The following is an 18,938-nucleotide window of genomic DNA, read 5'->3' on the forward strand; positions in this document are numbered from 1 at the left end:
GAGGAGGTCAACATGCCGATTTGGATCATTGCTAAGTATGAAATATTGCGTTTTATGCGCATGCGGTATGTACTCATTATTCAGTTTTTGATGCCGCTTTTACTTATCTTCATTTTGGGTTCGGCGCTATCAGGCGCTTTTAAAATGGAAGATCGTACACTGAAGCCCGTTAAGGTAGATGTGGTGCAGTCTGATTCAGGGGTCTTAAGCGCAGGGTTTAAAAGCTTTCTCAGTACACCGGAGATAATGAAGATCATACAGCCTATGAACATTCAATCACGTGATGAAGCAGTAAAACGGCTCAAGTCAGGGGATTCGGATTTTGCACTCATTATTCCAAGTGATTTTAGCAGCTGCGTGCTTGAAGGAAAAGAAGCAGAGTGGGAGATGATACTAGGTCAGGATTATGGGCAGAATTTGACCGCTAAGATGACGCTTCGCTCCTTTTTGGATCAAGTTAATTACATGCAATCGGCGATTGTTTCAGCAGGTCCCGGGGCTGCGGAGCTATTGCAGAAACAAGATAGTGACGGTTCATTTAAACCGATATCGGAGGCTTCTTCGCATGTACGGCTAGGCAAGCTTACTTCTTCTAATTCCAACTATACGGCCATGCAGTATTACACAGCGTCTATGCTAGTCATGTTTTTGTTATACTCGGGCATGGGGGCGGCATTGGGTTTGCAAGGAGAGAAAGAAAGGCACACGTTATCCCGATTAAATGCGATGCCCATTCATGAATATCAAATTTTATTGGGTAAAATCATAGGAAGTATCTTCAGTTCGATCGTCCAGGCAGGGCTCGTTATTGGTGCAACCATTCTGTTTTATGGTGTCGATTGGGGAAATGACTTCTTCCACCTCTTCCTGGTTTGCTTATTGATTATCGTCGCTTCGATGAGTCTAGCGATATTGATTATGCTGGCAGCGAAATCGTCTAAAGCAATCAGCACGACGTTTCAAATGATCATACTTGTCATGACTTTCCTAAGTGGAGGCTTCACACCTCTTCCAGAAGGTCTTCTGCAGCGGATGGGTGAGTTTACGCTCAATCACTGGGCCATGCAGAGTATGTTTCGCATTATGCTCGGAAGTGATGCTTCAATTATAGGGCATCATATATCAATCTTAGCGTGTATTAGCGGGGGATTGTTGCTTCTTACCCTGATTGTCTATCGGAAGGCGGGATATCATGAATAGCTTATTTATAGCGCTCAATATGCTGCGTCGTACACTTTTTCAGAAAAAAGGCTTTCTGATGTATTTAGTCATTCCAGCAGCAGCGGTTTCGCTAATTATTGGTGTACTTGGTCAACAGAGTGAGCACGGTGTTGATATTGCTTATATCAATTTGGATCGGGGAGCGATGGGTTCCCATCTCTTGCAAGAGCTTTCGATGCTGCCAGATTATCGGCTCAAAGAAGAAGTTTCTGAAACAGCGCTAAAAGAAGTCATCACGAAGCAAAAAGTGAGCAGTGCCTTTCTCATTCCTGAAGGATTCAGCGAGACATTGATGAAAGGCGCATCTGCGCCAATAGATATGTATCAACTAAACATCAATGAGGCTTCGATTACGCTTAAAATCAATCTGGATAGTATTCTATCTAGATATCAAGGAACGATTGAACTGCATAGCCAACAAGGGCTCCAAGATGCAGCGCTTCGTGAAGCAGTGGAGAAGACAATTTCTCAGATGGAGAAGCATCAGGTGAAGGCACAAGTCACTGATCTTAATTTGTATGTTAATCCGAATATGCACACAGTAATTGGTTTCATGCTGATGTTTATGATGGGGTTAATCAATAATACCGTTTCCGTGATTATGGATGATCGAAGACAACGCACCATGGCTAGAACGTATTCGGCACCCATTCATTCTTTCGAAATTGTACTTGGGAACTTCATAGGCAGTTTCTTGGTTGGGACGCTGCAGGTGCTAGTCATTCTTTTATTTACGCGTTATGTAACGAATTATGATTATGGACTTCCGTTTGTATCGCAGTTTATTTTGTTGGAGTTTTTCTTATTAGCCAGCATGGGAATTGCCAGCGCGGTAGCTAGTATGGTTAAAAATGCGTCGAATATGGGCATGATTAATTCTCTCGTTGTTACCCCAACTTGTATGCTGGGCGGATGCTTCTGGCCGATCAGCCTGATGCCGGATTGGATGCAGAAGATTGCGAATTTCGTACCGCAAAAGTGGGTGATTGAGGCCATTCAGCGAATGGCTTCTGGTCAGACTCTATCCCAGATGTGGATGCACATGGGCGTACTCACCTTGTTTGGACTGATTCTTTTGGGTGTCGGTTCAGTCATTCTTAGACCGGGAGATGCTGAGGTTAGTTAACTGAAGTAAAAGGGCTACCTGCTTCTGCAGATTAGCCCTTTCGTTTTTAAATGTATTAGATAAAGAAAGCGCTAGAAATAATTACCAACAAAATGAAAAGAACCAAAACGGCTGCGGAAGATCTATAACCATTGTGCTCCTGTACCTATTCGGACGATGATTTCGAAAAGATTGTGTTACAATGGTACAATAGCGTCACTCGCCTGTGCACAGGCCACAGAAACATACGAATAAAGGGAGAGAATGCAAATGGCCGTTACGGCGAATGAAGTTGCGGAATGGATGATGGAGCAGTTGAAATCCGCGGGTATTTTACATCAGAAAGAAGCGGTGGACTATATAATTCAACATTTTGGGGAATCCTTCATATATGTGAACGAAAATGGGAATCAAGCGATTTCCAAAGATGTGAAGAAAATCTTTAAAAAACTTCATGGTGGTAAAGCCGCTTGGGAGCGCGATGGATTTTTCTGGGGATGGCATTAAACGCATAGGTACTGCATAGGCAGAGGCTGTTTTCTTCCAGTTTAGGGCTGAAGCCGTTAGGATACAAGGCATCAGCTTTTTTTGTACGTTTTTCCTTAAAAAAATGTCAATAATCCAAGTTGCTAAAACATAGAATTCATAATAAGATAAGAGTAAGCAGATAAGTTGTCTGAATATTTAAATAAAATCATTAGCGCCAATTATGGAGGGGATTGCCGTGAGTAAGAGTCATGAAGTGGAGTATTGCAACCTAGAGTTACGATTTGATCGCCGGCTAATCCGGAACTTCATTAAAGCACTCATTCAAGAAGGTTATTCTCTGTATTGGAACGAAAGTGAGCTGCAGTTCATCATTTCTATTCGCACAGGACGCAAGCTAATTAAGCTGAAATTCGAACGAATCGGTGAAAAGTATAAAATCGTAGGCAATTATTCCTTCAAAGATGAGAAGCTAGCCGAAATGATGGAGAAGCTGATTGGTGATACACGTGGTCATGCTGTAGTAAAAAGATTCAAGGATCGGCAAATTCTCATTGAGAATATTATGTTCGGTGAAATTATTCGAATGGTTGAGATTAGCGGTATCGAACATAAAGTGCTGTATCAGAAGGAGCCTGCCGTGACCGTAGAGGAAGTCATGCAAGCGCTACGATCCAAACGAACCGACGATCGAATTCCTATTTTGCGTATGGAGCTGGATTATGAACTAGCTACCCTGCATGATGCGATGGCTTCAGGTGATGTCAAAGCGGTCATGGAGAGTAAAACCAAGCTGATCGAAATGAGACAAGAAATGCTCTTATTGGAGATGTGAAAATGAATATTGGAATCAAATAGAGGGAGAGTCTGTATCTAACTATAGATATGGTCTCTCTTTAAATTTATTGTAAAATTACGCTTGTTAACCCGAACGTCATCGTATATAATCAATTTATTAAAGTTAAAGCACTTTAACTTTTGAAGGGGATCACTTTATTGAACTAGCCTTAAATCTATTTATTTTCTGAAATAAAGGGGGAAGTAAACTCTAAAAGTTAAAGCGGTTAAACTTTAAGTGCTGAGAATTCACTACAAAGAAAACAGTGGAAGGAGCGGTTTCGCTGGGCACAAGCAGAGGAAGTCGTCGAGAAAGCAAGCATTTCTACCTGTTCGTTTCACCCTGGATCATCGGCTTCATTGTATTTGCTTTATTTCCGATTGGGGCATCACTCTATTACAGCTTCACCGACTACGATATCATTCATGATCCGGTGTTCGTGGGCTTGAAGAATTATTCAGAACTTTTCAAAGACGAGCAGTTCTGGAATTCGGTTAAAGTCACGCTGCAATATACGTTTTTTAGTGTCCCGCTGACGTTATTGCTCTCCTTAGTATTCGCTCTGCTCATTAATCAAAAAGTACCCTTCCGTGGCTTTTTTCGGACGGCGATGTATTTTCCAAGCATGATTTCGGGTGTTTCCATGTCGTTGTTGTTTTTCTGGGTGTTTAACCCGCAGGCCGGATTATTCAATTATGGGTTATCCTTTTTCGGGATAGAGCCGATTCACTGGCTTCTCGATCAAAAGTATGCGATGTGGGCGTTAATTATCATGTCTTTTTGGGGGATGGGAGCGGGAATGCTCATTTTCCTAGCCGGTTTGCAAGGTGTTCCGACCAGCTTGTTAGAAGCGGCAAGGCTAGATGGGGCTGGACGGTGGAGATCATTTTGGAATGTAACGTTTCCCATTATTTCTCCCGTATTCTTATTTCAACTGATTATTGGCATGATCGATTCCTTCCAAGTATTCACGCAAGCCTACACGATGACGCAAGGCGGCCCTAATTATTCCACATGGTTTTATGTGTATAACATTTATGTGAATGCCTTCAAAAACTTCCGCTATGGATATGCCTCCGCGATGTCGTGGCTGCTGCTCATTGCTGTTATGTTTGTCACCTTCCTCATTATGAAAAGTTCGAAACGTTTCGTGCACTATGAAGGAGGGACGAATTAATGAATACAACGAAAGTCATGTTTGATCCCATGCGAATTATTGGATTTTTGATTTTGATTGCCGTGACGTTTATTATGCTCTCTCCTTTATGGTTCATGGTTTCGACATCGCTCAAGACAACCAAAGAGATGTTGACCTTTCCTCCAACTTGGATCCCGAAAACATTTGCATTTGGCAATTTCAAGACGCTTTTTACGAATCAGGATTTGAAATTTGGTCAGCAGTATATGAATAGCTTCATAGTTGCAGGCTTGTCGGTAATTGGGACTGCGATATCATCCAGTCTTGTTGCATTTGGTTTTTCGAGGTATAACACTCGGTTGAAATCATTATTCTTCATGCTCTTACTGAGCACAATGATGCTGCCATATCCGGCCATTATGATTCCGCAATTTCTGTTATTTCGTCAATTGGGCCTGCATGATTCCTTGCTGCCGCTCATATTACCTGCATTTTTTGGCTCTGCGTATATGATATTTCTGCTTAGGCAGTTCTTTTATTCGTTGCCGAACGAATTGTTCGACGCAGGAAGAATTGACGGGTGCAGCGAGTTTCGTTTGTTCTGGAACTTGACGTTACCACTCTCTGGTCCTGTATTAGCAACTGTATCTATTTTCACCTTCATTTGGTCATGGAATGATCTGTTAGCTCCTGTCCTATACTTGGATTCGCAAGAGCATTTCACGCTTCCTATCGGCATGGCTGCTATGCTTTCTTCCAAGTTCCGTATTGCGCCGTGGAATTTGCTGATGGCAGCTTCCATTTTGTCCATGTTACCGATTATCACACTATTTACGTTTGCTCAGAAACGATTTGTAGAAGGTATTGTGCTTACTGGTATTAAGTAATACTTCAGTATGATAAATGGTTAACATGGGGAGGAAAAAGGATGAAACTGGGAAAAAGAAAAACTATCTACGCATTAAGTCTTACGTTAGCAAGTGTATCGGTGCTGGCCGCTTGTTCAGATGCAAACAGTAATGTGAAGAGCAATGAGCAAGTCACCATCACGCATTACACAATCGACTCGCCGGATCGTACTTTTGTGGAGAAATTGATTCCAGACTTTGAGAAGAAGCATCCGAACATTAAGGTCAAAGTGACGAAGACGCCTTACGAGCAATTTGATTCCAAGCTTCAATCCTCCATCGCTGCGAATAATTCACCTGACGTCACGTCTCACTGGGGCTATGGCGGATTTATGGAGTATTACAACAAAGGAATGCTCGCTGACCTCAGCTCGATTATGCAGGCAGATGGATTCAAAGCTTCCGAATATAACATTCCAGATGACGTGATGAACATTTACAAAGTTGACGGTAAATCATATGGCATTCCACTTAATAGCTATGTCACCGTCATGCTCTATAACAAAGACTTATTTGACAAAGCCGGGCTGGCCTATCCGCCAACGGATTACAACGATAAGAGCTGGACGTATGACAAAATGGTGGAGTATGCAGCCAAATTGACAGTGGATTCGAAGGATATGAACAAGGCCCAATATGGTTTGGATTTCGGTTGGGGCGAGCGTGATCAGAAACCGCAATATTTTGGAGCCAACGTCTACTCCGACGATACTTGGAAGAACGGTGGAAAGCCTTCCGCCATCAATTTAAACAAACCTGAAGTCATTGAGGCTTACAAGAAGATTTATGGGTTGATTTGGGATAAAAAGGTGTCTCCGACGCCGGCGTTTTCTAAGTCGGTATCCGGGCAATTCGGTGATCCGTTCCTTTCAGGTAAAATCGGTATGTCTGTAGTCGGCTCTTGGAGCTTAGCGGCATCTAGTGAATTTAGTTTCAAGGTCGGTGTTGCTGCAGTGCCGCAAGGTCCTAACGAGAAGGTGCGTAGTGTTCTGTATGTCGATCCTCTGTTCATTCTGAAGGATTCCAAGCACCCGAAAGAAGCATACGAATGGATCAAATACTTAATTACGACTGATGTGCAGGAAAAATCCATTGAACTCAGCGGCGGCAATCCGCCTGTCAACCAAAAGGCTGCTGAGAAGTACTATGCGAACTTCGAAGGCATCGACCCCAAACAAATTAAGCAAGTGGTTGAGGGTGCGTACAAAAATGGCTTCGAATCTTACAACCATATGATTTCGAACTACTCGCAGATTAATGAGCTATTCATAAACGAGCTGGCTAGCGTTGAAAATGGCGACAAGAAAGTTGAAGAAGCTTTACCTGGCATTCAAGATAAATTAACCAAGTTGTTGGAACGTGTGAATAAATAGCTGGTGATCCCAAGCTGGGGGAATGCTGCGAGCCGTATTGCATTTGCATTCCTCCTGTATATTTGAAACGCTAATTGTGGTACTTTGGAAACATGCTGTAAATCGACTTGATTACTGCAATTATAGAGCTACAGGAGTTGTTTTATATGAAAGTAAGCATCTTTGACGTCGCTAAGAGAAGCGGTTTGTCGGTTGTCACCGTTTCGCGAGTCATTAATCAAGCAGGCACTGTACGTGAAAAAAATCGCCAAAAAGTACTGCAAGCGATGAAAGAGTTAGATTACCATCCGAATGCAGCTGCACGAAGCTTGGCTCGTGGGAAGACGGGTATCATTGGACTCGGCATTACCACTTTAAATGATTCTTTCTTGGATGCAGTAGTCAAAGAGATTAACGATCGGCTTGCTGAAAAAGGTTACTTCTTAGCGCTTTCGATATCAACAGACGTGTTCGCATCTTTCGATAATTCCATGTTCCAAGAGGACCGTGTGGACGGTGTTATTATGCTCTCGCCGGTTCATGAGGATGATTATGTCATGGAATTGAAAAAGAAGAAGATTCCTTTCGTTATGCTGGATAATCAGCATATTCACCCATCCATATCCTCAGTAATCATTGATAATTATAAAGGTGGCTACGAAGCCACGAAACATTTAATTGACCTAGGCCACACGGAGATTGCCCATATTTCCGGGCTTGAACCTTACTTAAGCAGCAGCGAGCGGCGGCGCGGTTTCGTCAGTGCGATGCAGGAGGCAGGTTTGGATCCTTCTTGGATTGAAAAAGGTAACTTCAGTATCACCTCCGGCTATCAAGCGGCAAGTCGCTGGATTCAGTCGGGAAAACTTCCGAGTGCGGTATTTGCGGCAGATGATCTGACGGCTTTTGGTGTGATGGATGCGCTCAAAAATGAGGGCTACAAAATACCGCGTGATATGTCAATTGTTGGCTTTGACGATCAGATTTTCTCGGCGGAATTCCGCCCGATGCTTACTACCGTTCGTCAACCAGCTGACAAAATGGGGCAACAAGGCGTCGATATTTTGCTCAAATGGATTGATGGTACAGCCAAGCGTAACGTAACGGTGCAATTGGACCCGGAATTAATCATTCGAGAATCCACTATAAGAAAAATTAACTAGACATGATGGATATACAGGAGTTGAAAGCATGAAATATTATTTGGGTGTAGATGCTGGCGGGAGTAAAACCTACACGCTCGTAACAGATGAACATGGACATCTCATCGGTAAGGGGCACAGCGGTAATGGCAATCATCAACTTGGTGTAGAACAAGCACTCAGAAATATCACAAGCTCGGTAGCAATGGCGCTACAGCAGGCGGGGCTTACACACAGCGACATTGAATACGCATTTTTCGGCCTTGCTGGCGCAGATCGACCGATTGATTATACGATACTTCGCCCGCTAATTGGCGGACTGGGATTCACGAATTATGGGATTGATTGTGATACCATGATTGCTTTGCGTGCTGGTACGTCACAGCCTTTTGGCGTTGTTCTAATCTGCGGAAGTGGAACGAACAGTGCCGGCAAGAACAGGCAGGGTGAGTTTTTTCAATGCGGAGGCTTCACCTATCAGTTTGGTGATTTTGGCGGAGGAGGTACTCTTGCTGTCGAGGCTTTTCGTTCTGTTATTCGGTCATGGGATGGAAGGGAACTACCCACTATGCTGACTGAGCTGCTAATCAAGTTTCTTGGCTATAATTCGGTGCAGGATATGTTTGATGATTTTCTGGATAACAACAAATCCGTGCCGCTCCATACGACCAAGCTATTGTTCGAAGCCGCAGAGCAGGGTGATGAGGTCGCTTGCCGCATTCTCAGGGTGCAAGGGGAAGAGCTTGGCAAGTCAGCTGCAGCTGTAATTAAACGTTTAAAGATGGAGCAAGAGACTTTTCAAGTTGTGCTTGCGGGCAGTGTCATAGCAAGAGGTGACGGGCCATTTATTCATTCTTATATTGAAAAGGCAGTCAGGGAAGTCGCCTCCAATGCCACAATTGTGAAATTGAACGTTGAACCTGTGGTTGGCGCTGTTTGGATGGCGATGGAAGCCGCAGGTAACCCCGTTACCATAGATGTGTACGAGAAGCTCCGGACCGTTTCCGATTATCAAACCATACAATTATTAGATAAGACTAGGATGTGAGTACAATGAGAGATGCTTTGAAAATTGCCATCATTGGCGGAGGTTCATCTTATACGCCGGAAATCGTTGAAGGTTTTATTCTAAGATATGCCCAGCTGCCTGTAAAAGAGCTTTGGTTTGTGGATGTGGAAGAAGGTAAGCACAAGCTGGAAATCGTCGGTAATTTGGCAAAAAGAATGATCGAGAAGTCCGGTTTACCGATCGAAGTTCACTTAACCTTGGACCGCAGAAAAGCGATCGAAAATGCTGATTTCGTAAGTACACAAATGCGCGTAGGACTTTTGGAAGCCCGTAAATGGGATGAGCATATTCCTAACAAATACGGTGTTATTGGTCAGGAAACGACCGGCCCGGGCGGGATGATGAAAGCACTTCGCACGATTCCTGTACTGCTTGATATTTGTAAGGATATTGAAGAACTGAGCCCTAATGCGTGGCTGTTGAACTTTACTAATCCTGCAGGTATGGTGACTGAGGCGATTCATAAGTACTCCAAAGTGAAAAGTATTGGCCTTTGCAATGCTCCTATCGGCTTGCACAAATGGTTAATGAACAAGTATGATGCTGCTCCTGAACAGATCTACACCGAGTTCGTTGGGTTAAACCATCTCCACTGGGTAACACGTGCTGAAATCAGAGGCGAGGATAAATTAGCTGAATTGCTGGATCGCAAAGAGGAATATAGCGGCAAAAACGTACCGGCAAGCGAATGGGATGCGGATTTCTTACGTTCCCTGCAATCTCTGCCTTCCTATTATTTGAAATATTTTTACATGACGGATATCATGCTTGAAGAACAGTTGGCGTCGCTCAAAGAAAACGGTACTCGGGCGGAAGTTGTGAAACGCGTAGAGGATGAATTGTTCGAGCTGTATCAAGATCCTGACTTGCAGGAGAAGCCTAAACAGCTGGAGAAACGCGGAGGCGCTTATTATTCCGAGGCAGCTGTCAATCTGATGGATTCCATTTACAATGACAAGCGGGATATCCAAACGCTGAACGTAATGAACGATAACATCATCGACTTTTTGCCGAAGGATGCTTGTATTGAAGTGAATTGCGTTATTACAGCGGGAGGCCCTATTCCAATGGGCTTGACCAAAGTTCCTGAACATGTCAAAGGCCTTATTCATGCAGTCAAAACATATGAGCGCCTCACCATTGAAGCTGCCGTTACAGGCAGTAGAGATCTTGTTCTACAAGCACTGGTTCATCATCCATTGGTGCCGTCAGTGGCAGTAGCCAAGACGCTTATGGAAGAAATGCTGGAGAAGAATAAAGCGTATCTACCGGCTTTTTTCAAATAATACAAGAAGTGGAAGCTCCCTGAGAAGGGAGTTTTTTTGCTGCAAAAATGACTATTGTTAACGTGTGCATAGATGTGATATGCTTTGAATGAGGTGAGGGTATGAGCGTTACCATTAAAGATATTGCCAAGCTTGCAGGTGTGTCTCATACAACGGTTTCCAGAGCACTGAACAACAGTCCGCTCATTCAGGAGGAGACGAAGGAGCGCATCCGAATCATCGCTGAACAGATGGATTACACGCCTAATTACAGCGCGAAGAGTTTGGTGCTGGATCGTTCGTATAACTTAGGACTATTCTTTACCACACTAAGTAAAGGAACTTCCGCCGGCTTCTTCTATGAAGCTATCCGTGGTGTCAACAGTGTCATACAGGATCGTTACCAATTGATCGTTAAAGGGATTGACGATTACACCAGTTTTCACTCGATTACGCGGAAAAGCTTCGACGGTATTGTTGTCGTCAGTCAGAGTGATGATGACCAAGCCATCATTGACCATATTGCCAGTAAAGGTATCCCGCAAGTTGTGCTGAATCGCCCTGTTGAAACTTCGGGCGTGCTGAATGTTCTTTCAGATGAGGAGCAAGGCGCATTTCTGGCAGCCTCATATTTGATAGAGCAGGGACATAAGCGTATCGCTCTCATTGAGGGGCGCAAAGGATTTAAATCCGCGCAGAATCGGAAAGACGGCTTCGAACGAGCCATGAAGCATTACCAGATTACCGTTCCACCTGCATATCGCATGCCGGGATTGTACGATCTGGAGAGCGGACATAAGGCCATGCAGCAATTTCTGACGCTGGATGAAAGACCGACGGCCGTATTTTGCTGTAATGATGAAATGGCGCTTGGGGCGATGAAAGCGGTGTCGGAAGCCGGGATGAACGTGCCTAACGATATCTCAGTGGTAGGCTTTGACGACACAGTATTCGCAGCCTACGTAACTCCAGCACTGACAACCGTTCGCAGACCGATTGAGCAAATTAGCAGAGAAGGCGCTTTGCGACTTCTTGGAAATATAGAAAATAAGCAGCACGAAACGGAGCAGTTGTTATTGAAAACAGAGTTGATCGTGCGGGAATCCGTACGATTATTGACACCATAAGGAGAGAGGGATTAGTCGATGAGCATTCTGAGGGAGTTATTAAATGATATTCCGATTCCACAAATGGTTAAGATTCGGCAGAAGTTTGATCGTACCATTTTGGAAAATCCAGAATTGGAATTAGTGAATAAGCTTGCCAGCAGTGGGGTAATGGAAAGCATACATCCCGGTCAGCAGGTTGCTGTTGCTGTGGGAAGCAGGGGGATCGCTAATATAGCAGGCTTCACCAAAACGACCATTGACGCCATTAAAGATAGAGGTGCGTTCCCGTTCATCGTTCCTTGTATGGGAAGTCACGGTGGTGCTACAGCTGAAGGACAGACGGAAGTATTGCTGCATTTTGGCATTACGGAAGCCTCGATGGGAGCACCGATTCGTTCTTCGATGGAAGTAGTGAAGATCGACCAACTGCCTAACGGTTTGCCGGTTTATGTTGATCGCATTGCTTCGGAAGCTGATGCCATCGTTGTTATTAACCGTGTGAAGCCGCATACGGCGTTTCGTGGACGTATTGAGAGCGGGATCATGAAGATGATCGCTATCGGGCTGGGTAAACAAAAAGGCGCTGAAGCCTGTCACCAGCTTGGTTTCAAGTATATGGCGGAGAATGTGCCGGCAATGGCCAATTTGATGATCGAGAAGCTGCCGATCGTGTTCGGCGTCGCGCTAGTAGAAAATGCCTATGATGAGACATGCCAAGTGGAAGTGCTGCCTGCAGCTGAAATTGAAGCGCGGGAGGAACAACTGCTGATTGAAGCGAAATCGCGTCTGCCGAAGATTTTATTCGACGAAATCGATGTCCTTGTCATTGATTATATTGGTAAAAATATTAGCGGCGATGGCATGGATCCGAATGTTACCGGCCGCTACCCAACACCGTACGCGCATGGCGGCCCAGATGTTGCCAAAATGGTTGTACTGGACTTAACGCCAGAAACGAAGGGTAACGCGAACGGTGTAGGAACGGCTGATTTCACCACACAAAGACTAGTGGATAAAACGAATTTGGAGTTCACTTACGCGAACGGCCTAACTTCAACCGTATGTGCACCTACCAAGATCGCAACAACGCTGGAGAACGATTTCTACGCAATCAAAGCAGCTGTTAAAACTTGTAACATTCTAGATTACACGACCTGCAAGCTAGTTCGGATTCAAGATACACTTCATCTGGGCGAAATTGAGATTTCCGTGAATTTGCTAGAAGAAGCTCGTCAGCATCCGGATATTGAAATTTTGTCAGAACCCTATGAACTTTCATTTGATGCAGAGGGGAATATTAGCAAATGACAGTTGACGCAGTCAGAGATAAGCCTTACATTGTCGCCGCAGATATTGGAACAACGAGCACGAAGACGCTCGTGATCGATCGGGATGGTCGAGTACTAGCTTCGCACTCGATCGAATATCCGCTCTTCACACCGGCCGCTGATCGGGCCGAACAAGACCCGGAACAAATCTTCAACGCCGTTGTGCAAGGAATTGGCGCTGTTGTTCGCAAGATTAGTATCACAGCTGACCAAGTACTCTGTGTCTCCTTCAGCTCAGCCATGCACAGCCTCATTGCAGTTGACGAGCAGACGAAGCCACTGACCGCTTGCATCACCTGGGCGGATAATCGCAGTGCGCATTATGCGGAAGAGCTTAAGCGCAGCGGCCTAGGTCAGCAGATTTACTCGCGGACAGGAACACCGATTCACCCGATGTCACCACTTCTCAAATTGATGTGGTTCCGTGATAACGAGCCAGGGCTCGTCAAGGAAACTTACAAGTTCATCGGCATCAAGGAGTACGTATTCGCGAAGCTGTTTGGTCGTTATCTCATTGACCATTCACTAGCCAGTGCAACTGGGCTATTTAATCTGGAGAAGCTCGATTGGGATGCAGAAGCACTTGGTCAAGCCGGTGTGACGCCGGAGCAGCTTTCTGAGCTGGTACCTACAACGCACCGCGTAGAAGGGCTCAGCGCCGAGTTCGCCACTGCGATGGGCTTGGCCGAGACCACGCCGTTCATTATCGGCGCATCCGATGGCGTCCTCGCGAATCTCGGCGTAGGCGCTTTCGAGCCAGGTGTCGTTGCCGTCACCATCGGCACCAGCGGTGCCGTGCGCAGCGTCGTCACCAAGCCGCAAACTGACCCCGAAGGCAAGCTGTTTTGCTATGCGCTAACAGAAAACTTCTGGGTCGTCGGCGGACCGATCAACAACGGTGGCATCGTTTTCCGTTGGGTGAGAGACCAGATCGCTACGGCGGAAGCAGAAGCAGCCCGCCGCCAGGGAATCGATCCCTATGATTATTTGACGGAGATAGCGTCACAAGTTGCTGCGGGCTCTGATGGCCTGCTGTTCCTGCCGCTGCTTTCCGGCGAACGTGCGCCTTATTGGAACGCGAATGCGCGCGGTGTTTACTTCGGGCTTTCACTCAGCCATCAGAAGAAGCATATGATTCGCGCAGCGCTCGAAGGCGTCATGTTCTCGATCCAAGCAGTTAGCGCTTCCTTGGAACGGATTATGGGACCTGCCACTGTGATTCGCGCGTCCGGTGGATTTGCCCGATCTGAGTTTTGGCGCCAAATGATGACAGATATGCTCGGCACATCCGTTACTGTGCCGGATTCGATTGAAAGCTCAGGGATTGGCGCTGCTTTACTGGGTTTGCTAGCAATGGGGGAAATCGAAGATCTATCTCATGCTCATCAATGGATTCAGGTAGGAAAGGCTCACGAGGTGAATGAAAACGATTATCGCATCTATCAACAATTGACATCTATTTATACAAGCGTATATCATCAGTTAAAAGATCAATTCGATGCGATTACCGCCTTTCAACAACAGCACCTACGGAGCCCTCAATAATAAATTAGCTTAGACTTATTATGAAGGCTTGCCATGCAAAATGCCGGAGGGGATGAAGACAATGAATTTATTCAATCTTACAGGGAAAACAGCAGTTATTATTGGCGGTAACAGCACACTTGGAGGCTCTATGGCTCTTGCCTTGGCTGGACACGGAGCGAAAGTAGCCATTGTCGGTCGTAATCAAGAGAAAAGTGATCAGGTTCGTCAGAGCATTGAAGCCATTGGCGGGGAAGCACATACCTTTCAAGCTGATGCTACGAGGCGGGAAGATTTGGAGCTTCTTCTCAAAGAAGTTATCGCTTGGTCTGGCAGTGCGGATATTCTAATGAACTGTCCTGGCAAAAATAGTGCCACGCCTTTCTTTGACATTTCCATGGAAGAATGGGATTCTATTATGGAGGTTAATTTGAAAAGTGTCGTGTTAGCCTGCCAAGTGTTTGGGAAATACATGGTTGATCGAGGAGAGGGAGGAAGTATTATTAATATTTCATCCGTTTCGTCAGATCCGCCGCTTTCCCGTGTATTCACTTACTCCGCTTCAAAAGCAGCTGTCAATAACATCACGCAGAATCTAGCCCGCGAATTCGCTCCGAGCCGTGTGCGTGTCAACGCGATTATTCCTGGATTCTTCCCAGCTGAGCAGAATCGTAAGATTCTGTCACCGGAACGTGTCGAGTCCATCATGCGTCATACGCCAATGAATCGATTCGGTGAAGCGTCTGAGCTTCAGGGTGCTGCTGTGTTCCTTGCTTCTGAACAAGCTTCAAGCTTTGTAACAGGTTCTGTTTTAAGAGTGGATGGCGGTTTTGGCGCGATGACGATTTAAATATTTATATATCGGAAGGGTGTATGAGAGAGATGTCTAAACAACAAATTGGTGTAGTCGGTCTAGCGGTTATGGGTAAAAACTTGGCTTTAAACATCGAGAGCAGAGGATTCACTGTTTCCGTCTTTAACCGTTCTGCTGAAAAAACAAAAGAGCTTCTGCAAGAAGCCCCAGGCAAACAATTAGTAGGTACATACAGCATTGAAGAATTCGTGCAATCACTCGAAGTTCCACGCAAAATTTTAATTATGGTTAAAGCAGGCGGTCCTACTGACGATACCATTAACCAACTTGTTCCTTATTTGGACAAAGGCGATATCCTGATCGATGGAGGCAATGCATTCTTCCCAGATACGCAGCGTCGTAATAAAGAGCTTGCTGAGCAAGGTATTCGCTTCGTTGGAACGGGTGTTTCCGGCGGTGAAGAAGGCGCGCTTAAAGGTCCAGCTATCATGCCGGGCGGACAAGAAGACGCTTATAAACTCGTTGAGCCTATTCTTACTGCGATTTCTGCCAAAGTGGGCGACGATGCTTGCTGTACTTATATCGGACCTGATGGCGCTGGTCACTACGTGAAAATGGTGCATAACGGCATTGAGTATGGCGATATGCAGCTTATTTGCGAAGCCTACCAATTGTTGAAAGATGTTCTGAATGTAAGCGTAGAAGAGCTTCACGAGATCTTCACAGAATGGAACAATGGCGAGCTTGACAGCTACTTGATCGAAATTACACGTGATATTTTCACCAAATATGATGCTGAAACCGGCAAGCCTATGGTTGACGTTATTCTGGATTCCGCTGGTCAAAAAGGAACAGGAAAATGGACCAGTCAAAGTGCTTTGGATCTAGGCGTACCGCTTTCCATTATTACAGAATCCGTATTCTCCCGTTTCATCTCCGCGATGAAGGAAGAACGCGTAGCGGCTAGCAAAGTGCTCAAAGGACCTGATGCTTCAGCCTTTACAGGCGATCGCAAAGCGTTTATCGAGGCTGTTCGCCAAGCGCTTTACGCAAGTAAAATATGTTCATATGCACAAGGCTTTGCTCAAATGAGAGCAGCTTCCGAGGAATATAACTGGGATCTGAAATATGGCAGCATCGCAAAGATCTTCCGTGGCGGCTGTATCATTCGTGCTAGATTCCTGCAAAATATTATGGAAGCCTATGACCGCGATCCTGGACTCAAAAACCTGCTGCTTGATACATACTTCAACGGTGTAGTTGATAACTATCAACAATCATGGAGACAAGTCATTGCAGAAGCGGTTACTCGCGGTATTGCTGTTCCGTCTTTCGCATCGGCACTAGCTTACTACGATAGCTACCGTACGGAAAGATTGCCGGCTAACTTGCTGCAAGCGCAGCGCGATTATTTTGGTGCACACACGTTCCAACGTGTAGACAAAGAGGGTTCCTTCCACTTCAATTGGATGGAAAACTAAGAGGATAAGGCCTTTAAGCCTCTTCCTGCAAACCGTATGCCGCTTCACGCAGCCACATTTTCAAACGATCGGCCTCTTGATCAAAGCCGTTCCGTCTGTGAATGAGCATCAGGGAGACTTCGGCAAAATAGCGAAAATTTCTTAATAATCGTGGTTGAGTAAGACCTTGCATAAGCGGGTCTTCTTCAGCCACTTTTTTCTTAATAAACTCCAGTATCCACACAACATCCTCTTTGCAAAGCGTATAGCTTGGGTGCAAAATTTGCTCCAGTTTGCCTTTTGTGCGGTTTTGGTAGGCAACAGTTGGGTTCAAAGCTCCATCTCTCCTTGTCGGCATATGGTCTCTCTTAAAATCTTAACTGTTTGTGCTGGAATTTATTCACACTACTATATGATTTTTTGGTGGATTGTATTCATGTCGATTTGGCTATGTTATGATGTTGGGAAAGTTTGTATGATCAGCATATGGGAAAAGGGGATTAACGTGACAGCAAGCAATATTGTACTTGTAGGATTTATGGGGACAGGCAAATCAACCGTTGGAAAGCAGCTGGCAGAGCAGCTGGGATGGATCTTTCAAGATTCGGATGCGGCTCTGGAACAAGAGCATCAGACAAGCATTTCTGACTTGTTTCGTGTTCATGGTGAATCGCATTTTCGCGCTTTGGAAAGTAAGGCGCTGGAACATATATTAGCTCGTAAAGGACAAGTTGTGGCTACAGGCGGTGGCGCAGTGCTGGCCGAGAGTAACCGAGCTTGTATGCTGCAGAATGGCTTTGTAGTAGCGCTGAAAGCATCACCAGAGATCATCATTCAAAGAGTGAGCAGCGATACCAGTCGTCCTTTGCTGCAGGGGAATTTAGAGGAGCGTGTTCACCTACTGCTTGAACAACGCAAATCTGCCTATGATTTCGCTCATGCGGTTATTGATACTACGCAATTAACAACGGACGAAATTACAGCACTTATTATCCAGCAAGCTGAAATCTAGGAGGAGGGGACAAGCTTGAAAGCTTAGTCCTCCCACTCCAGCATGCCGCCTGTCATGTTTTTAAGACCTTTATAGCCTTGAGCCTCCAAGAAGCTAATGGCGCGCCCACTGCGGTTTCCGCTGCGGCAAACGAGAATGAGCTCTTCGACTTGGGGGATTTCGCTGAGGCGATCTGGCAATTGAGCTAGCGGAATATGTTTAGCTCCTGGGATGATACCGGCAGCTACTTCTTCATCTTCGCGGACATCGACAATCGCTAGGTTTTCGCCGCGGTCCAGTCTTTCTTTAATTTCGGATGGTAAAATCGTATCCATTTCGGACCTCCATACTTGATATGTTGGGAAGAAGCCCCATTACAAGTAATGATAGAAACAAAAAGTCGAGATGTCAAACCTACGGTTAATAACAGGAGTTGTGTAACCATGCTGTACATTGGTTTAGCCGGGATTTTAGGCGCCATTGCCCGATTTGGGCTCTCCGCCTTATGGAATCCAACGACGGCTTCCGTTTTTCCTTGGGGAACTTTTTTTTGTAATTTAACTGGCTGTCTGATACTTGGTTTTATAATGTTCGCCGAAAAACTTCCCATACCTACTAGACTTCGACTACCTATAACAACTGGTTTTATTGGATCTTTTACTACGTTCTCTACTTTCAGCTATGAAACCATGAGCATGCTAAACCATGGGCAAATGATCCTTGCCGCTCTTTATGTTTTGGGAAGTTTATGGGGAGGACTCGGTGCTACATGGATGGGTGTTCGTATAGGCGAGTCTGTTCGAAGAGGAGTTCGTCGTTCATGATGACATGGTTATGGTCCATCTGCCTGGTAGGTTTTGGAGGATTCTTTGGCGCGATTTGCCGATTTCAACTAGGGACTTACATGGCAAACAGGTTCCCAAGTTCTATTCCGTATGGTACACTGACAATAAATCTTTTGGGTTGTTTTTTGCTTGGCCTGTTGATGAGATATCATTCATTTGACGATTGGAAACTGTTGATAGGCACGGGTTTTATGGGTGCTTTCACCACATTTTCCACATTGAATCTCGAGAGCATTAAACAGCTCCGCGCTGGACTGTGGCAATCATGGATCCTCTATACACTGCTCAGTTATACCGGTGGAATTCTTCTGACTTTCCTCGGATATTACATATAAACACTTAT

Annotated in this window: 20 protein-coding genes and 1 pseudogene; 18 read left to right on the forward strand and 3 right to left on the reverse strand. The window is 45.2% G+C overall.

Features of this window, described 5'->3' with window-relative positions:
* The first annotated feature begins 12 nt into the window (after positions 1-12).
* Both GC098_RS34135 and GC098_RS34140 read left to right on the forward strand, forming a co-directional pair.
* A complete protein-coding gene (locus tag GC098_RS34135; RefSeq protein ID WP_171648603.1) occupies positions 13-1,200 on the forward strand; it encodes an ABC transporter permease in 1,188 nt (395 codons plus the stop codon).
* Positions 1,193-2,347 (forward strand): ABC transporter permease, encoded by a 1,155-nt coding sequence (locus GC098_RS34140; RefSeq protein WP_171648605.1) that lies wholly within the window; start codon positions 1,193-1,195, stop codon positions 2,345-2,347. The genes GC098_RS34135 and GC098_RS34140 overlap by 8 nt, the downstream gene beginning before the upstream one ends.
* Positions 2,348-2,402: 55 nt before the next feature.
* Here GC098_RS34140 and GC098_RS34145 read toward each other — a convergent pair.
* Positions 2,403-2,471: pseudogene (locus GC098_RS34145) on the reverse strand (YjcZ family sporulation protein); the annotation flags it as partial.
* A 125-nt stretch (positions 2,472-2,596) separates the two neighbouring features.
* Here GC098_RS34145 and GC098_RS34150 point away from each other — a divergent pair.
* The 13 genes from GC098_RS34150 to gnd all read left to right on the forward strand — a co-directional run bounded on the left by GC098_RS34150 (position 2,597) and on the right by gnd (position 16,780).
* Positions 2,597-2,833, forward strand: a complete 237-nt coding sequence (locus tag GC098_RS34150; protein WP_056833181.1) for a DUF6953 family protein — start codon at positions 2,597-2,599, stop codon at positions 2,831-2,833.
* A gap of 217 nt (positions 2,834-3,050) precedes the next feature.
* Positions 3,051-3,647, forward strand: a complete 597-nt coding sequence (locus GC098_RS34155) for a YkzI domain-containing protein (RefSeq protein ID WP_171648607.1) — start codon at positions 3,051-3,053, stop codon at positions 3,645-3,647.
* Positions 3,648-3,915: 268 nt separating this feature from the next.
* A complete protein-coding gene (locus tag GC098_RS34160) occupies positions 3,916-4,827 on the forward strand; it encodes a carbohydrate ABC transporter permease (protein ID WP_312880511.1) in 912 nt (303 codons plus the stop codon).
* A complete protein-coding gene (locus tag GC098_RS34165) occupies positions 4,827-5,675 on the forward strand; it encodes a carbohydrate ABC transporter permease (protein WP_171648609.1) in 849 nt (282 codons plus the stop codon). Before GC098_RS34160 ends, GC098_RS34165 begins: the two co-directional genes overlap by 1 nt.
* Positions 5,676-5,716: 41 nt before the next feature.
* Positions 5,717-7,069, forward strand: coding sequence for an ABC transporter substrate-binding protein (locus GC098_RS34170; protein WP_171648611.1), 1,353 nt, complete (start codon positions 5,717-5,719; stop codon positions 7,067-7,069).
* A gap of 146 nt (positions 7,070-7,215) precedes the next feature.
* Entirely contained in the window at positions 7,216-8,211 is a 996-nt protein-coding gene (locus tag GC098_RS34175) for a LacI family DNA-binding transcriptional regulator (protein WP_171648613.1), read from the forward strand.
* Positions 8,212-8,239: 28 nt separating this feature from the next.
* Positions 8,240-9,238 carry an N-acetylglucosamine kinase gene (locus GC098_RS34180; RefSeq protein ID WP_171648615.1) on the forward strand — a complete coding sequence of 333 codons (999 nt, stop codon included), beginning with the start codon at positions 8,240-8,242 and terminating at the stop codon, positions 9,236-9,238.
* A gap of 5 nt (positions 9,239-9,243) precedes the next feature.
* Positions 9,244-10,545, forward strand: coding sequence for a 6-phospho-beta-glucosidase (locus tag GC098_RS34185; RefSeq protein ID WP_171648617.1), 1,302 nt, complete (start codon positions 9,244-9,246; stop codon positions 10,543-10,545).
* Positions 10,546-10,646: 101 nt separating this feature from the next.
* Positions 10,647-11,651: a LacI family DNA-binding transcriptional regulator gene (locus GC098_RS34190; protein WP_171648619.1), complete on the forward strand. Its 1,005-nt coding sequence runs from the start codon at positions 10,647-10,649 to the stop codon at positions 11,649-11,651.
* An 18-nt stretch (positions 11,652-11,669) separates the two neighbouring features.
* Positions 11,670-12,941 (forward strand): nickel pincer cofactor-dependent isomerase, group 22, encoded by a 1,272-nt coding sequence (locus GC098_RS34195; RefSeq protein ID WP_171648621.1) that lies wholly within the window; start codon positions 11,670-11,672, stop codon positions 12,939-12,941.
* Entirely contained in the window at positions 12,938-14,506 is a 1,569-nt protein-coding gene (gntK, locus tag GC098_RS34200) for a gluconokinase (RefSeq protein ID WP_171648623.1), read from the forward strand. The genes GC098_RS34195 and gntK overlap by 4 nt, the downstream gene beginning before the upstream one ends.
* 61 nt (positions 14,507-14,567) lie before the next feature.
* Positions 14,568-15,335: an SDR family oxidoreductase gene (locus GC098_RS34205; RefSeq protein WP_171649071.1), complete on the forward strand. Its 768-nt coding sequence runs from the start codon at positions 14,568-14,570 to the stop codon at positions 15,333-15,335.
* A gap of 32 nt (positions 15,336-15,367) precedes the next feature.
* Entirely contained in the window at positions 15,368-16,780 is a 1,413-nt protein-coding gene (gene gnd / locus GC098_RS34210; RefSeq protein WP_171648625.1) for an NADP-dependent phosphogluconate dehydrogenase, read from the forward strand.
* 13 nt (positions 16,781-16,793) lie between these two features.
* Here the strand turns inward: gnd and GC098_RS34215 are convergent, their stop codons facing one another.
* On the reverse strand, positions 16,794-17,117 hold the full coding sequence (locus GC098_RS34215) for a hypothetical protein (protein ID WP_057302951.1): 324 nt from the start codon (positions 17,115-17,117) through the stop codon (positions 16,794-16,796).
* Positions 17,118-17,195: 78 nt separating this feature from the next.
* Between GC098_RS34215 and GC098_RS34220 the strand changes: the two genes are divergently transcribed.
* Complete coding sequence (locus GC098_RS34220; RefSeq protein ID WP_246359121.1) at positions 17,196-17,771, forward strand: shikimate kinase; 576 nt, start codon at positions 17,196-17,198, stop codon at positions 17,769-17,771.
* Positions 17,772-17,794: 23 nt separating this feature from the next.
* Here GC098_RS34220 and GC098_RS34225 read toward each other — a convergent pair whose 3' ends face one another.
* A complete protein-coding gene (locus tag GC098_RS34225) occupies positions 17,795-18,085 on the reverse strand; it encodes a rhodanese-like domain-containing protein (RefSeq protein WP_171648627.1) in 291 nt (96 codons plus the stop codon).
* Between the two features lie 108 nt (positions 18,086-18,193).
* On the opposite strand from GC098_RS34225, the gene crcB (GC098_RS34230) reads away from it, so the two are divergent.
* The gene (gene crcB, locus GC098_RS34230) at positions 18,194-18,574 is read left to right on the forward strand and encodes a fluoride efflux transporter CrcB (RefSeq protein WP_171648629.1); all 381 of its coding nucleotides are present in this window, start codon (positions 18,194-18,196) and stop codon (positions 18,572-18,574) included.
* Positions 18,571-18,930: a fluoride efflux transporter CrcB gene (crcB, locus tag GC098_RS34235; protein WP_171648631.1), complete on the forward strand. Its 360-nt coding sequence runs from the start codon at positions 18,571-18,573 to the stop codon at positions 18,928-18,930. Before crcB (GC098_RS34230) ends, crcB (GC098_RS34235) begins: the two co-directional genes overlap by 4 nt.
* Positions 18,931-18,938 lie beyond the last annotated feature (8 nt).

The sequence above is a fragment of the Paenibacillus phytorum genome (assembly GCF_013141715.1).
Classification (GTDB): Bacteria; Bacillota; Bacilli; order Paenibacillales; family NBRC-103111; genus Paenibacillus_E; species Paenibacillus_E phytorum.

What these genes read in the sequence shown, in the direction of transcription:
- GC098_RS34135 (WP_171648603.1), top strand. Translation starts at nt 13, where the DNA reads ATGCCGATTTGGATCATTGCTAAGTATGAAATATTGCGTTTTATGCGC.
- GC098_RS34140 (WP_171648605.1), top strand. Translation starts at nt 1,193, where the DNA reads ATGAATAGCTTATTTATAGCGCTCAATATGCTGCGTCGTACACTTTTT.
- GC098_RS34150 (WP_056833181.1), top strand. Translation starts at nt 2,597, where the DNA reads ATGGCCGTTACGGCGAATGAAGTTGCGGAATGGATGATGGAGCAGTTG.
- GC098_RS34165 (WP_171648609.1), top strand. Translation starts at nt 4,827, where the DNA reads ATGAATACAACGAAAGTCATGTTTGATCCCATGCGAATTATTGGATTT.
- GC098_RS34170 (WP_171648611.1), top strand. Translation starts at nt 5,717, where the DNA reads ATGAAACTGGGAAAAAGAAAAACTATCTACGCATTAAGTCTTACGTTA.
- GC098_RS34175 (WP_171648613.1), top strand. Translation starts at nt 7,216, where the DNA reads ATGAAAGTAAGCATCTTTGACGTCGCTAAGAGAAGCGGTTTGTCGGTT.
- GC098_RS34180 (WP_171648615.1), top strand. Translation starts at nt 8,240, where the DNA reads ATGAAATATTATTTGGGTGTAGATGCTGGCGGGAGTAAAACCTACACG.
- GC098_RS34185 (WP_171648617.1), top strand. Translation starts at nt 9,244, where the DNA reads ATGAGAGATGCTTTGAAAATTGCCATCATTGGCGGAGGTTCATCTTAT.
- GC098_RS34190 (WP_171648619.1), top strand. Translation starts at nt 10,647, where the DNA reads ATGAGCGTTACCATTAAAGATATTGCCAAGCTTGCAGGTGTGTCTCAT.
- GC098_RS34195 (WP_171648621.1), top strand. Translation starts at nt 11,670, where the DNA reads ATGAGCATTCTGAGGGAGTTATTAAATGATATTCCGATTCCACAAATG.
- gntK (WP_171648623.1), top strand. Translation starts at nt 12,938, where the DNA reads ATGACAGTTGACGCAGTCAGAGATAAGCCTTACATTGTCGCCGCAGAT.
- GC098_RS34205 (WP_171649071.1), top strand. Translation starts at nt 14,568, where the DNA reads ATGAATTTATTCAATCTTACAGGGAAAACAGCAGTTATTATTGGCGGT.
- gnd (WP_171648625.1), top strand. Translation starts at nt 15,368, where the DNA reads ATGTCTAAACAACAAATTGGTGTAGTCGGTCTAGCGGTTATGGGTAAA.
- GC098_RS34215 (WP_057302951.1), bottom strand. Translation starts at nt 17,117, where the DNA reads ATGCCGACAAGGAGAGATGGAGCTTTGAACCCAACTGTTGCCTACCAA.
- GC098_RS34220 (WP_246359121.1), top strand. Translation starts at nt 17,196, where the DNA reads ATGTCGATTTGGCTATGTTATGATGTTGGGAAAGTTTGTATGATCAGC.
- GC098_RS34225 (WP_171648627.1), bottom strand. Translation starts at nt 18,085, where the DNA reads ATGGATACGATTTTACCATCCGAAATTAAAGAAAGACTGGACCGCGGC.
- crcB (WP_171648629.1), top strand. Translation starts at nt 18,194, where the DNA reads ATGCTGTACATTGGTTTAGCCGGGATTTTAGGCGCCATTGCCCGATTT.
- crcB (WP_171648631.1), top strand. Translation starts at nt 18,571, where the DNA reads ATGATGACATGGTTATGGTCCATCTGCCTGGTAGGTTTTGGAGGATTC.